A 12,559-nucleotide genomic window follows, 5' to 3' on the forward strand; every position below is an offset into this window, starting at 1 on the left:
CCACGAGCGAAGTCATATGAAGCTCTGCGAGAATGGATGCATGGCTCAGCACTCTCACGTTGCAACTCTGCACACCAACCACGGCGACATCGTCATCAACCTCTTCGGTGACCACGCACCCAAGACCGTCAAGAACTTCGTCGGTCTCTCCGACGGAACTCAGGACTGGACGCACCCCGCCACCGGCAAGCCCGGCGAGGGCGCCCTGTACAAGGACGTCATCTTCCACCGCATCATCCCGAACTTCATGATCCAGGGCGGCGACCCGCTCGGTCAGGGTGTGGGTGGCCCCGGCTACAACTTCGACGACGAGATCAATATGGAGCTCAACTTCAACGAGCCCTACATCCTCGCCATGGCCAACGCCGGCCAGCGTCGTAACGCCATCACCGGCAAGGCCGAGGGCACCAACGGCTCGCAGTTCTTCATCACCACCGACCCGACGCCGTGGCTGCAGGGCAAGCACACGATCTTCGGCGAGGTCGCCGATGACGCTTCCAAGAAGGTCGTCGACGCGATCGCCGCGGTGCAGACCGGTGCCGGTGACCGCCCGATCGAGGATGTCGTCCTGCAGTCGGTCGACATCGCCGCCGTCTGATCCACGTCAGTACTGGCCGATCCGGATGACTACGCCTGAGTTCACCAGCAATCGCGAGAACTACTGTTATCGCCATCCGGATCGGCAGAGCTTCGTGCTCTGTCAGCGGTGCATGCGCACCGTCTGTCATGAATGCCAGACCCAGGCGCCGGTCGGCGTCATCTGCCCGGAGTGCATGAAGGCCGAGCGCAAGGGCCGCACCCCGGCGCAGAAGCGTGCGCAGCGTCAGTGGGGCAGCCGTCGCAGCAGCACGATCACGGCCGTGCAGTCCGGCAAACCGATGATGACCTACGCCATCATCGCTGTCACGGGCTTCGTCGGCTTGCTGCAACTGGTGCCGGGCCTGAATGTCACCGCGTGGCTGCAGTTCTGGATCGGTTATCTGCTGCCAGAACTCTCCGGCGCCCCGTTCCAGCCATGGCGCCTGCTGACCGCTGCACTCGTCCACAGCGGCATCTGGCACATCGGCCTCAACATGCTTGCGCTGTGGATGATCGGCCGGAGCCTGGAGCCCATGCTCGGTCGCTGGCGCTTTCTCGCGCTCTACGTGCTGGGCGCGATCGGCGGCTCGGTCGCCGTCGGGCTCATCGCCCCGGGCACCGTCACCGTCGGGGCATCCGGCGCGGTGTTCGCGCTGTTCGGCGCGCTGCTGGTGATCGGGCTCCATCTGGGTGCGAACATGACCGGCCTGTTCGTGCTACTGGGCATCAACCTGGTGATCGGATTCGTTCCCGGTTTCAACATCGCCTGGCAGGCGCACCTCGGCGGCGCTGTCGTCGGCGCGCTGGTCGGCCTCATCGTGCTGCGCACCCGCAAGCGTTCGCAGCGGCGCTGGCAGATCCTGCTGCTGATCGCCGTGGCCCTGGTGCTGCTGGCGCTCGTGTTCCTCGTCGCTCCGCTGATTCTGACTTAACAGCCCAGTTCAGGAGTTGTTAACAGGGTTGTCCACCCCTGTGAATAACAACCGTGTAATTCTCCCCAGGTGTGGATAACTCTGGGGATAACTCTGGGCGACATGCACGAAGGGCCCCCGCACCGCGGAGGCCCTTCGAAGAATCTGGATGCGGCGTCAGCGCCAGCGGGTGGTCATGAGGAAGCCGATCATGGCGATGCCGAGGCCGATGGCCAGGTTCCAGGAGTCGATACCCGGAATCGGGAACTGCATCCCCGAGATGTAGAAGACGAGGATCCACGCGAGGCCCAGCAGCATGAAGCCCAGCATCACCGGTTTGAACCATGCGGCGTTCGGGGCTTGTTCGCCCTCCGCGCGCTCGACGACGGGTTCTTCATTCTTGCGGTCACGTGCCATGGGGTCATTCTACCCATCACAGGCCGATCCATTCTCTTCTCGGGTTCACGTTCATCACCGAGAGATAAGATCACCCCTATGACTGCCTCCGCCGTGCCGCTGACCCGGCGTGATCACCGACGGCGCAGTCGTGCACCACAGGCCACCTTCACCAGCGTTCTCGGCGAACTGCTGCTGACAGCCGGCGTGCTGGTTCTGCTGTTCGTCGCCTGGCAAATGTGGATCGGCGACATCATCATCAGCGCTCAGAGCAACAGCGAGGGCCAAGCGGTCACCCAGGAGTGGGAACAGCTTCCTCCGCCCGAGCCTCCGCCGGTCATCGAAGACGAGACCACCGGTCAGACCTGGTACGAGCCGCCGCTGATGGAGCATCCGGAAAGCGGCGAATACCTCGCGCAGATGCGCATCCCGCGGTTCGGCGACGACTACAACGTGCAGATCGCGGGCGGGACCAGCCGTTCCGTCACCCTCGACAACGGCTGGATCGGCGTCTACAACCAGTCGGTCATGCCCGGTCAGGTCGGCAACTTCTCCGTCGCCGGCCACCGCACGACGTGGGGCTTCCCGCTCAACCGCATGGACAAGCTGAAGCTGGACGACGCGATCGTCGTCGAAACGCAGGAGGGCTGGTACACGTACCGCTTCCGCACGCTCCAGTACGTCCAGCCCGATCAGGTCGACGTGCTCCTGGATGTACCGCAGGTACCCGGGGCCGTCACGGGTGAGCGCTATCTGACGCTGACCGCGTGCTCGCCGCTGTACTCGCTCGCCGAGCGGATCGTCGGCTACGCGGTTTTCGAAGGTTTCCAGCCCCGCGCCGAGGGCGCCCCGGAATCCATGGCATCCGTCGACGAAGTCGCGACCCCGTCGTGGTGAGGAGAATCTGATGTACGCAGCAATCTGGCGCATCCTGCCCGGCCCGTGGTGGCTGCGGGTGCTGATCCTGCTCATCGCGGTAGCCGCAATCCTGTACGGGCTGTTCTTCTACGTGTTCCCCTGGGTGAGCCCGCTCATCACCCCGGGTGAGGTCGACCTGGAGTGAGCGTGCGGGTGCTCGTCGTCGACAACCACGACAGCTTCGTGCACACCCTCGTCGGCTACCTGCACCAGCTCGGTGCCGAGACCGAGATGATCGAGGCGGATGCCGAGAGCGCAGCAGGCTTCGCGCGTCTTCTGCCCCGTTTCGATGCGGTGATGCTCTCGCCCGGTCCCGGTCGACCCGAGGATGCCGGCGCCTCCGTAGCCGTTGTGCAGATCGCTGCGGCCGCGAGGACTCCGCTTCTGGGCGTGTGCCTCGGGCATCAGGCGATCGGCGTCGCCTTCGGCACCGCGGTCACCGAGGCCGCGGAGCTCATGCACGGCATGGTCTCTGAGGTCCGCCATGACGGATCCGCCCTGTTCGACGGCATCCCCTCGCCCTTCGATGCCGGGCGCTACCACTCCCTCGCTCTCGCGGCGGACGATCTCGCACCAGAACTGGTCGTCACAGCGCGGACGCGATCAGGCACGGTGATGGCGCTGGCCCACCGCGAATTGCCAATCCGCGGGGTGCAGTTCCACCCGGAGAGCGTGCTCACCCAGCACGGCTACCGGCTGTTGGCCAACTGGCTTGCTGAGGTTGCGATCGCCGCCGGTTCGGCATTCGATGCCGAGCAGGCGTCAGTCGGGCTGAGCGCCCTGCCTGCCCGTCACTCGCAGTAGCGCAGCTCAACCTCTGAGTGCACCGGCACATCGCCCGGCGCCAAAGACATCGTCAGCACCGTATTGGGCGCCTCGCCCTTGTCAGCGTTGCACTCGCCGACAGCTGTCGGCAGCGGCGTGAGTCCCTGAGCTTCGAGCGCCTTTGTGGCGCCGTCGATGGTGTAACCGGTCAGATCCGCCAGCGCGATTCGGCCGCTGGCGACCACAAGATTCACGATCGTTCCCGGGGCGACCTCATCACCCTCCTGCACGTTCTGCGTCTCGAGCACGGTTTCGGCGGCACTGTCGGCATCGTTGCTGGGAATCACATTGCCCAGTTGCAGACCCGCGGCCTCGAGAGCTGCGGAGGCCGCCTGCTGCGACAGTCCGACCAGCGGCGGCACGAGCACCGTCTCCGCACCGGCAGAGACATACAGCGTGATCGTCTGGCCCACCTCGACCGTCTGTTCGGCGGCGGGGTCGGTGCGCACCACATTCCCCTCGGTGATCTCGGAACTCTGCTCGGACACGCTCGTCCACAGCAGATCGAGGTCTTCGAGGTCGTCCTGTGCGCGCTGAGCGGAGACATCGACCAGATCGGGCACGATGCGCGACGAAGAGGGAATCTGCTCGCCCCGCGGCATCAGCAGAACCCACAGCAGCACCGAGACCAGCAGTACCGCAAGCAGAGCGACACCGGCCCAGATCCAGACCACCGGCGGCCCGGACTGCGTGCGCGCCATCGTCGTGTCGGTGCTGAGCTGACGCAGCGAACGGGCAGTCTCCTGCGCCTGACGCGGCGACGGTCCGTACAACTCGCTGGTCAGCGCGCCCAGCTGCTTCTTGGTGGGCGCCTTGCCGGCTACCGCGCTGTCGAGCGCAGCGCGGAAGCTCGCAGCATCCGGATAGCGCTGATAGGGATCCTTGGCCAGCGCACGAAGAACAATCGGATCGAGCGCGCCGGGTGCGTCTTCATTGACCTCGGTGGGCGGCACCGGCGTCTCACTGACGTGCTGGTAGGCGACCGCCACCGGTGATTCGCCGCGGAACGGCTGACGACCCGTCAGCAGCTCGTAGAGCACGATGCCGGTCGAATACAGGTCGGCGCGGGCATCCACCGGCTCGCCCTTGGCTTGCTCCGGTGAAAAATATGCGGCCGTCCCGATGATCTGAGTCGTCTCCGCAACGGTCGACGACGAGTCTGAGACCGCGCGCGCAATCCCGAAGTCCATCACCTTGACCTGGCCCTTGTCGGTGACCATCACGTTGCCGGGCTTGATGTCGCGGTGCACGACGCCGGCGCGGTGCGAGTAGTCCAGGGCTTCAAGAATGCCGTCGATGTAGCGGAGGGCATCCTCGGTGGAAACCGGCCCCTCGGCGATGATGTCCTTCAGCTGCCGACCCTGCACGAGCTCCATGACGATGTACGGCTCACTGCCGGGAGCGCCGGCGGAGATGACACCGTCACCGGCAGAGGTCGGATCGCCTGCGTCGAAAACGCGAACGATCGACGGATGCGACATGCGAGATGCCGACTGCGCCTCTAAGCGGAACCGGGTGCGAAAAGCAGTGTCACGAGCGAGATCCGGGTCAAGAATCTTGATCGCGACCTCGCGACCGAGCGTGATGTCATAGCCGCGGTAGACCTTTGCCATCCCGCCATGGCCGATGAGCTCGTCCACGCGGTAGCGCTCGGCAATGATGCGTGGCTCTGTGGACACTGAAGACTCCCCCTGGGCTGGTGACCTCGATTGCCTAAGGTTACCCTCAGTTGGTCTTGGCGCCGTTTCCGTTCGACTGGTTCTTATCTCCGGCGCCGCCCTCTTCCGGACCGGTGGTCGGTGTCGGGTCCGGCTCCGGCTGGGCGACCGTTACCGAGAGGTCATTCGAGTTCGGAGACGTGCGCGGTTCGCCGCCGCCGCTGCAGATGCCGGCGTACGAGACGATCATCCGCTCTGCATCCTCGGCGACGAGCACCTGCACGCTGCGGACGTCCGCCCCGAACGAGGGTCCCGATCCGTCGGCGAATGTCGCCCCCTGCAGGTTCAGGGTGTATCCGGCCACGGTTGTGCCGCTGGGGCACGAGAACCCGGCGCCCCAGGTGATGGTCACGGTCGAGCCCGCTTCGACTTCACTCGGGTTGCCGTTGATCATCGGAACATCGCTGGGCGCCGTCAGCGGGGTGCGGCCGCTGTAATGGGTGAGGGTGATCGTCTGGTCGACTGCCACGTTGCCGCCCGGGGCGACCTCGTAGACCTTGTTGACGTCTTCATCGGTGCTGGCCGGGTCGCCGGGCACGCAGCTGAAGAGGGTGAACCCGTTCTCGCTGAGTTTCGCGGTCGCCTCATCACAGCTCAGCCCGGTCAGCCCGAGGGAGTCGACGTTGACGCGCGTCGGTGTCGGCGTCGGAGTGGGCGTGCTCGGTTCGGGCTTCGGGGTCTGTGGCGTGGAAGACGAGGGTGCCGGTCCCGGCGTCTCACCCTGATCCATGAGCGCGAAGACGGTGCCGCCGAGCACGATCACCAGCAGCGTGATGAGCGCGATGAGCGGCCAGGTCCAGGGACTGCGCTTCTTCTTCGGGCGCACCTCGTCGTCGCCGCCTGCGGGCAGTTGGGCGGTGGTCGCGAGGATGCGCGTGGCACCGTCATCGCCCGTGGCCGTGAGCATGCGGGTGGCGTCGTCTGCCGCGACGCCGCCGGAGGCGATCGCCGGAACAGCGATCGCTGCCGAGTTCAGGTCGCCGCGGCGCAAAGCCTGCGCCGCACGGGCGACCGTCGCCGAGGAGGAAGGCCGATCTGCCGGCTTCTTCGCGATCATCGCCATGACCAGGTTCTGCACGGGAATCGGCACGGTCGGCGGCAGCGGCGGAGGCTGCTCGTTGATCTGCGCCATCGCGATCGCGACCTGCGATTCGCCCGTAAACGGACGCTTGCCGGCCAAACACTCGTACGCGACGATGCCCAGCGAGTAGGTGTCCGTCGCCGGCGACGCCGGGTGGCCGGAGGCCTGCTCGGGAGAGAGGTACTGCACGGTGCCCATGACCTGCCCGGTGGCGGTCAGCGGTACCTGATCGGCGATTCGGGCGATGCCGAAGTCGGTGATCTTGACGCGCCCATCCGGGGTGATCAGCAGGTTTCCCGGCTTGATGTCACGGTGCACGAGACCGGCTGCGTGCGCTGCCTGCAGAGCGGATGCCGTCTGGGCGACGATGTCGAGTGTCTTATCGGCGCTCAGTGCCCCGTCGCGCTCGAGAATTGTCGAAAGCGCTTCACCGGGGACGAGTTCCATGACGAGGAAGGCACTGCCTTTCTCCTCGCCGTAGTCGAACACGCTCGCGATGCCCTCATGGTTGACGAGTGCGGCGTGCCGGGCCTCGGCGCGGAAGCGCTCGAGGAAGCCCGGATCCCCCATGTACTCGTCCTTGAGGATCTTGATGGCGACGGTCCGTCCGATGACGTGATCTGTCGCTTCCCAGACCTCGCCCATCCCACCGATCGCAATACGCGACTGGAGCTCGTATCGACCACCGAACGACACACCCTGCGTCGGCCTCATTTGTAAAGCACCGCCTCAATGACCTTCTTCGCGATCGGGGCGGCGAGCGTGTCGCCGGTTCCCGATTGTCCCATTCCGCCGCCGTTTTCGACGACGACCGCCACAGCGATCTGCGGATCGTTCGCCGGTGCAAAACCGGTGAACCACAGTGTGTACGGATCGTCTGGATCGTGTTCGGCCGTCCCCGTCTTACCGGCGACGTCGATCCCGTCTATTCTTGCACCCGTTGCGGCGCCGTTTGTGACGCTGGCCACCATGGAATCGGTCACATCCTTGGCAACGTCAGCATCTACGGCCCGGCCGAACTCGGTGTTCTCGTACTCACGGACCACCGATAGGTCGTTGCCGATCACGGCATCCACGAGACGAGGGTTCATCACCACGCCATCGTTGGCGAGGCCGGCGGAGATCATGGCGACCTGCAGCGGCGTCGCGGTGACCGCTCTCTGCCCGAAACCGGTCAGGCCCGTCTGATCGGCGCTGAGGCCACGCGGGTAGCTCGACACCGCTGATGCGAGGGGAGTTTCAAAACTCTGGTTGAACCCGAACTTCTCGGCCGTCTCGAAAATCGCGGCGTTGCCGATCTCGATTGCGAGCTGCGCCATCGGAATGTTGCAGCTGAGGCGGAGCGCCTCGGCGATTGTCACCGTCGCGCCGGGTCCGCAGGTGCCGTTCCACGCGTTGTGCACCTGGGTCGACGTTCCCGGCAGTGTGTAGCTCGCCGGGTTCGGCAGCGTCGACTGCGGGGTCCACTCGCCCGTCTCGTATGCGGCAGCGGCCACCAGCACCTTGAACGTGGACCCTGGTGGGTTGAGTTCGCCGATCGCACGGTTGATGAGCGGGTTCGGCTTCTGGGCATCCAGAGCGTCATAGGCCGCTTCGGCCTGACCGGCACTGTGCACGGCGAGCTGATTCGCGTCGAACCCGGGGCTGGAGACCATCGCGAGGATGCGGCCCGTCGCTGGCTCGATCGCGATGACGGCGCCCTGCAGGTCGCCGAGTGCTTCGAACGCTGCCTGCTGAGCCGGGGCATCCAGAGTCAGCTCGACGCTGAATCCGCGCTGCGGTTGGCCGGAGACGATGCGTTCGATCTCGGCGAAGAAGGCGCCTGCGCCGGTACCGGACAGATCCGCGTTCAGCGCGTTCTCGATGCCCGTGGATGACTGCAATGCCGGGTTGAAGAACCCGGTGACACTGGACCACATCGCAGAGTCGGCATACATGCGTTGGTAGCGGTACTCGTCCTCAGACGGCACCGAATAGGCGATCGGCGTACCGTCGGCGATGATCGACCCGCGCTGGATTTCGTAGCTGTCCAGCAGGGCGCGACGGTTGCCTTCGGCGCTCGCCAGGTTGTCGGCCTCGACGACCTGGATCCAGCTGGTCGCCGCGAACAGCGCGAGGAACATGAACAGCATCACGATGCTGAGGCGTCGGAGTTCTTTCGTCATCAGCCGATCACCACCCGGGGTTGGCGGCGAACGCCGTCGGAGATGCGCAGCAGCAGCGCGACGATGAGCCAGTTCGCGACCAGCGACGATCCACCGGCGGCAAGGAAGGGCGTGGTGAGACCGGTCAGCGGGATGACCCGGGTGACGCCGCCGACCATGATGAACACCTGCAGCGCGATCGTGAACGACAGGCCGATCGAGAGCAGCTTGCCGAAGTCATCTTGACCTGCGATACCAATGCGCACCCCGCGGCTGACGAACACCATGTACAGGCAGAGGATCGCGAACAGGCCGATGAGACCGAGTTCCTCACCGAGGCTGGGGATGATGTAGTCGCTCTCGGCGAGCGGTGTGATGTCGGGGCGCCCCTGGCCGAGGCCGGTGCCGATGAGTCCGCCGTGTGCGAGTCCGAAGATGCCCTGCACGAGCTGGTAGCTCCCGCCCTGTGCAGCGATGACATCGGGGTTGAAAGCATCCAGCCAGTTGGTGAAGCGCCCCTGAACGTAGCTGAGGATTTGCGTCGCCGCCAGCACCCCGGCGACGACCATCGTGAGGCCGATCAGCACCCAGCTGGTCTTGCCGGTGGCGACGTAGAGCATGGCGATGAACAGGCCGAAGATGAGCATTCCGGTGCCGAGGTCGCGCTGCACGACGATGATGCCGAGTGAGATCACCCAGACGACGATGACCGGTCCGAGCTCCCGCATCCGCGGCCAGGTCATCCCGAGGAAGGACTTGCCGACCGAGGTGAGGCTCTCCCTGGTCCGAACGAGGTAGCCGGCGAAGAAGATCGCCAGGCAGATCTTGGCGATCTCACCGGGCTGGAACGACACGACGCCGCCGATGGACACCCAGACATCGGCGCCGGCATCCGTGCGTCCGAGTCCGGGGATGAACGGCAACAGGAGCAGGACGATGCCGGCTAGGCCGAACAGGTAGGTGTACCGGAACAGGACGCGGTAATTGCGCAGCAAGATGACGACGGCGATGGCGCCGATCAGAGAGATCGCCGTCCAGGCCAGCTGCCGCGTCGAGAACGCGTCCCAGCCGGTATAGCCCTCGGCGATGTCGAGGCGGTAAATCATCGCGATGCCGAGACCGGTGAGGAGGGTCGCGATCGGTAGGACGAAAGGATCGGCATCGGATGCCACGAACCGCAGCACGAAGTGCAGGGCGAAGGCGAGAACCGCCAGGCCCCCGCCGATGAACAGGATGAACGGGTCGATGAGTCCGAGCGCGCCCAGCTGAACCAGCGTGAGTGCTGCACCGCTGATCGCGCAGGCGAACAGCAGCAGCCAGAACTCGCGGTTGCGCTGGGTCTGCGGCATCCGGATCCGCTTCAGGGCTTTGATGACCGCGGTGTCGGCGGCGACGTCGGCGCTCATCCGGCATCCTCCCCGTCAGTCGTGGGTGCGGGCGCAGGCGTGGTCGGTTCCGGGGTGGGTGTGGGGCTGGGCAGGAGCGGTTCGCCGACGACGGCTTCAGCGCCGGCGCGTAGCCGGTCGACGATCGCCATCGCATCGGCGAGCGAGCGTGCGTTGATCGTGCGCTCGACGGAGGCGCGCTGATACGGCGGCAGATCGGCGAGCAGGATGTGGGTGTCTTCGAGCTCGGTAGACAGCGAGATCGGGCCAATGCTCTGCTGCACCCCCTGGAAGATCACCACGCTGTCTTCGTCGGCGCCGATGAAGTAACGGGTCTGCGTCCAGTTGTAGGCGAGGATGCCTGCCCCGGTGAGAGCAAGCAGGAAGACGATGAGCCCGGCGATCCAGCCGATCCGTCGGCGCTTCGCGCGTCGGCGGTCTTCTTCGATGAGCTCCTCGAGGTAATCGTCGTCCGGTTCGAAGTGCGAGGGCTCGTTCGCGGCCTGGCGCACCGGGTGCAGCCAGTTCGTGCGGGCGGCGCGAGCGGCCGGGATGAAAACACCGGAGGGAGTGGCTGCTGCTCCGACGATGGTGGCAGGGCCGGAGGAGAGCGGGTGCGCACCGCCGACTTCGACGAGGACGATGGTGACGTTGTCGGGTGCGCCGCCGTCGAGGGCCTGTTTGAGCAGGTTGTCGGCGGTGCGGCCGGGGGGAAGGCCCAGGCGCATGGCCTTGAGGATGTGTACTTCGTCGACGACGCCGGAGAGTCCGTCGGAGCACAGCAGCCAGCGATCGCCCGGTAGCGTCGGCATGACGAAGAGGTCGAGCTCTGGATCGTGGTCCATATCGCTGAGCACGCGCATTAGCACGGAGCGCCGCGGGTGGTAGCGGGCCTCTTCGGGGGTGATGCGACCGGAGTCAACGAGCCGCTGCACGAAGGTGTGATCTGCGGTGATCTGGGTCAGCGCATCGTCGCGGTAGAGGTAGATGCGTGAGTCACCGATGTGGCCGATGACGGCGTGATCGTCGACCATGATGATCGCGCTGACGGTGGTGCCGAGGCCGGCGAGTTCCGGGCGCTCTTTGGCCGCACGGATGAGGTCGCCTGCCGCCGTGGTGACAGCGGCCTGCAGGGATGCTTGCGCGTCATCGGTGCTCTCATAGGCCCGGTCGAGGCGTTCGAGGTGCTGGATCGCGATCGTGGATGCGACGTCACCGCCGGCGTGGCCGCCCATGCCATCGGCGACGGCGAAGAGGTTGTCGCCGGAGAAGCCGGAGTCTTGGTTGTTGGAGCGGATCTTCCCGGTATGGGAGATCGCGGCACTCGAGCCTTCGAACACCATGTCCGCGTCAGGCTCGCAGCTCGAACGTCGTGGCGCCCACCTTGATGGCGTCGCCGATGCTGATGGGTGCCGGAGCTCCGCTCACACGCGCTCCGGCGAGGAAGGTGCCGTTCGTGGAGTCGAGGTCCTGGATGATCCAGGTTTCGCCGCGCAGCAGCAGGCGCGCGTGATGGCTGGAGGTGTAGTCGTCGCGGATGACGAGGCCGGATTCGCTGGAGCGGCCGATCGTCATCGGCTGCGTGCCCAGGGGAAGCTCGAGCCCGGCTTTGGGACCGGAGGTGATGACGAGCTTGGACACGGTGCTGGTGGTGGCAGCACCGCTGGTGCGCGGCGTCGACTGCGGTCGCGGTGCGGCCGGGGCAGGCACAGAGGCCGGGGCGGGGCCAGCGGGTGCTACTTCGGCGGGAAGCTTTCGCACCTTCACGCCGAACAGGTCGGCGCGCAGCGAGTAGACGACTCCGAGCACGAAGAACCACAGCAGCACGAGGAAGCCGATGCGCAGCAGCAGGAGGACCAACGGACTCAGTTCGCTCATCGATTCACTCCCGACGTGCGATCCATGGTTACGGGGACGATTCTGAAGACGAGGTCGGTGCGACCGATCGTGAGCGTGGTGTCGGTGGGCAGCGGCGCTTCGCGCACCTTGGTGCCGTTGACCTTCGTGCCGTTCGTGGAACCGAGGTCGCGCATCATGGCGCGTTCACCATCCCACAGGATTTCGACGTGCTTGCGGCTGGATCCGGCATCCGAAATGGTGATGTCGGCGTCGCTGCCTCGTCCGATGACGGTGCGGGCGCGGGTGAGGGAATGACGTTGGCCTTCGACGTCGATGACGCCCTGCCAGCTGACGCGGCCCTCGACGGTTCCGGAGTTGACGCGCACGGTGCCGGTGGCGACTTTTTCGTCTTCTTCGAGTGCGATCGAGACGGGGCCGGCGAAGCTGTAGCCCTGTGACTTCGCGTGGGTGTTAAGCAGAGCGTGCAATTCGTCGGTGAGTGCTCCGCCGAGCGCGTGCATCCGGTCGAAGTCGTCGGCGCTCAGGCGCACGACGTAGCTGTTGGGGGCGATGATGCGGTCGCGGCTGACGACGGCGGCCTTGATGTCAGCTTCACGGCGGATGGCCGAGGCGATCTCGACCGGTTGGATGCCGCTGCGGAAGGTCTTGGCGAATGCGCCGTTTACGGCGCGCTCAAGACCTTTCTCAAAGCTGTCAAGTAGTCCCACTGGGCTCCTCTGGCATGGCTGACCGGTAGACACAT

At 65.7% G+C, this 12,559-nt stretch carries 13 protein-coding genes; 5 read left to right on the forward strand and 8 right to left on the reverse strand.

Features of this window, described 5'->3' with window-relative positions; genetic code table 11:
- Window positions 1-40 precede the first annotated feature (40 nt).
- Together ACSS7Z_RS00430 and ACSS7Z_RS00435 are read left to right on the forward strand one after the other, a co-directional pair.
- The gene (locus ACSS7Z_RS00430; protein ID WP_438252442.1) at window positions 41-598 is read left to right on the forward strand and encodes a peptidylprolyl isomerase; all 558 of its coding nucleotides are present in this window, start codon (window positions 41-43) and stop codon (window positions 596-598) included.
- A gap of 25 nt (window positions 599-623) precedes the next feature.
- Window positions 624-1,511, forward strand: coding sequence for a rhomboid family intramembrane serine protease (locus tag ACSS7Z_RS00435; RefSeq protein ID WP_438252443.1), 888 nt, complete (start codon window positions 624-626; stop codon window positions 1,509-1,511).
- A 156-nt stretch (window positions 1,512-1,667) separates the two neighbouring features.
- On the opposite strand, the gene ACSS7Z_RS00440 is transcribed toward ACSS7Z_RS00435, so the two are convergent.
- On the reverse strand, window positions 1,668-1,907 hold the full coding sequence (locus ACSS7Z_RS00440; RefSeq protein WP_438252444.1) for a cell division protein CrgA: 240 nt from the start codon (window positions 1,905-1,907) through the stop codon (window positions 1,668-1,670).
- Window positions 1,908-1,985: 78 nt separating this feature from the next.
- Here ACSS7Z_RS00440 and ACSS7Z_RS00445 point away from each other — a divergent pair, with 78 nt between their 5' ends.
- Genes ACSS7Z_RS00445 through ACSS7Z_RS00455 form a run of 3 tightly spaced genes read left to right on the forward strand, consistent with a single transcriptional unit; the run spans window position 1,986 to window position 3,608 of the window.
- Window positions 1,986-2,783 carry a class E sortase gene (locus ACSS7Z_RS00445; RefSeq protein ID WP_438252445.1) on the forward strand — a complete coding sequence of 266 codons (798 nt, stop codon included), beginning with the start codon at window positions 1,986-1,988 and terminating at the stop codon, window positions 2,781-2,783.
- 10 nt (window positions 2,784-2,793) lie between these two features.
- Window positions 2,794-2,949 carry a hypothetical protein gene (locus ACSS7Z_RS00450; protein ID WP_438252446.1) on the forward strand — a complete coding sequence of 52 codons (156 nt, stop codon included), beginning with the start codon at window positions 2,794-2,796 and terminating at the stop codon, window positions 2,947-2,949.
- On the forward strand, window positions 2,946-3,608 hold the full coding sequence (locus tag ACSS7Z_RS00455; protein ID WP_438252447.1) for an anthranilate synthase component II: 663 nt from the start codon (window positions 2,946-2,948) through the stop codon (window positions 3,606-3,608). Before ACSS7Z_RS00450 ends, ACSS7Z_RS00455 begins: the two co-directional genes overlap by 4 nt.
- Here ACSS7Z_RS00455 and pknB read toward each other — a convergent pair.
- Genes pknB through ACSS7Z_RS00490 form a run of 7 tightly spaced genes read right to left on the reverse strand, consistent with a single transcriptional unit; the run spans window position 3,596 to window position 12,524 of the window.
- The gene (gene pknB / locus ACSS7Z_RS00460; protein WP_438252448.1) at window positions 3,596-5,308 is read right to left on the reverse strand and encodes a Stk1 family PASTA domain-containing Ser/Thr kinase; all 1,713 of its coding nucleotides are present in this window, start codon (window positions 5,306-5,308) and stop codon (window positions 3,596-3,598) included. The genes ACSS7Z_RS00455 and pknB overlap by 13 nt on opposite strands.
- A 46-nt stretch (window positions 5,309-5,354) precedes the next feature.
- A complete protein-coding gene (locus tag ACSS7Z_RS00465) occupies window positions 5,355-7,142 on the reverse strand; it encodes a protein kinase domain-containing protein (protein ID WP_438252449.1) in 1,788 nt (595 codons plus the stop codon).
- Window positions 7,139-8,593 (reverse strand): peptidoglycan D,D-transpeptidase FtsI family protein, encoded by a 1,455-nt coding sequence (locus ACSS7Z_RS00470; RefSeq protein ID WP_438252450.1) that lies wholly within the window; start codon window positions 8,591-8,593, stop codon window positions 7,139-7,141. The genes ACSS7Z_RS00465 and ACSS7Z_RS00470 overlap by 4 nt, the downstream gene beginning before the upstream one ends.
- Window positions 8,593-9,978 carry an FtsW/RodA/SpoVE family cell cycle protein gene (locus tag ACSS7Z_RS00475; RefSeq protein ID WP_438252451.1) on the reverse strand — a complete coding sequence of 462 codons (1,386 nt, stop codon included), beginning with the start codon at window positions 9,976-9,978 and terminating at the stop codon, window positions 8,593-8,595. Before ACSS7Z_RS00475 ends, ACSS7Z_RS00470 begins: the two co-directional genes overlap by 1 nt.
- A complete protein-coding gene (locus ACSS7Z_RS00480; protein ID WP_438252453.1) occupies window positions 9,975-11,300 on the reverse strand; it encodes a PP2C family protein-serine/threonine phosphatase in 1,326 nt (441 codons plus the stop codon). Before ACSS7Z_RS00480 ends, ACSS7Z_RS00475 begins: the two co-directional genes overlap by 4 nt.
- Window positions 11,301-11,307: 7 nt before the next feature.
- Window positions 11,308-11,826, reverse strand: coding sequence for an FHA domain-containing protein FhaB/FipA (locus ACSS7Z_RS00485; RefSeq protein ID WP_438253053.1), 519 nt, complete (start codon window positions 11,824-11,826; stop codon window positions 11,308-11,310).
- Window positions 11,827-11,831: 5 nt separating this feature from the next.
- Window positions 11,832-12,524, reverse strand: coding sequence for an FHA domain-containing protein (locus ACSS7Z_RS00490; RefSeq protein WP_438252454.1), 693 nt, complete (start codon window positions 12,522-12,524; stop codon window positions 11,832-11,834).
- Window positions 12,525-12,559 lie beyond the last annotated feature (35 nt).

It is taken from the genome of Microbacterium wangyouchuni (assembly GCF_051546305.1).
In the GTDB taxonomy this organism is placed as follows: Bacteria; Actinomycetota; Actinomycetes; order Actinomycetales; family Microbacteriaceae; genus Microbacterium.

Excerpts from the sequence above, each read along its gene's own strand:
- ACSS7Z_RS00430 (WP_438252442.1), top strand. The coding sequence starts at position 41 with ATGGCTCAGCACTCTCACGTTGCAACTCTGCACACCAACCACGGCGAC.
- ACSS7Z_RS00435 (WP_438252443.1), top strand. The coding sequence starts at position 624 with ATGACTACGCCTGAGTTCACCAGCAATCGCGAGAACTACTGTTATCGC.
- ACSS7Z_RS00440 (WP_438252444.1), bottom strand. The coding sequence starts at position 1,907 with ATGGCACGTGACCGCAAGAATGAAGAACCCGTCGTCGAGCGCGCGGAG.
- ACSS7Z_RS00445 (WP_438252445.1), top strand. The coding sequence starts at position 1,986 with ATGACTGCCTCCGCCGTGCCGCTGACCCGGCGTGATCACCGACGGCGC.
- ACSS7Z_RS00450 (WP_438252446.1), top strand. The coding sequence starts at position 2,794 with ATGTACGCAGCAATCTGGCGCATCCTGCCCGGCCCGTGGTGGCTGCGG.
- ACSS7Z_RS00465 (WP_438252449.1), bottom strand. The coding sequence starts at position 7,142 with ATGAGGCCGACGCAGGGTGTGTCGTTCGGTGGTCGATACGAGCTCCAG.
- ACSS7Z_RS00470 (WP_438252450.1), bottom strand. The coding sequence starts at position 8,593 with ATGACGAAAGAACTCCGACGCCTCAGCATCGTGATGCTGTTCATGTTC.
- ACSS7Z_RS00475 (WP_438252451.1), bottom strand. The coding sequence starts at position 9,978 with ATGAGCGCCGACGTCGCCGCCGACACCGCGGTCATCAAAGCCCTGAAG.
- ACSS7Z_RS00480 (WP_438252453.1), bottom strand. The coding sequence starts at position 11,300 with ATGGTGTTCGAAGGCTCGAGTGCCGCGATCTCCCATACCGGGAAGATC.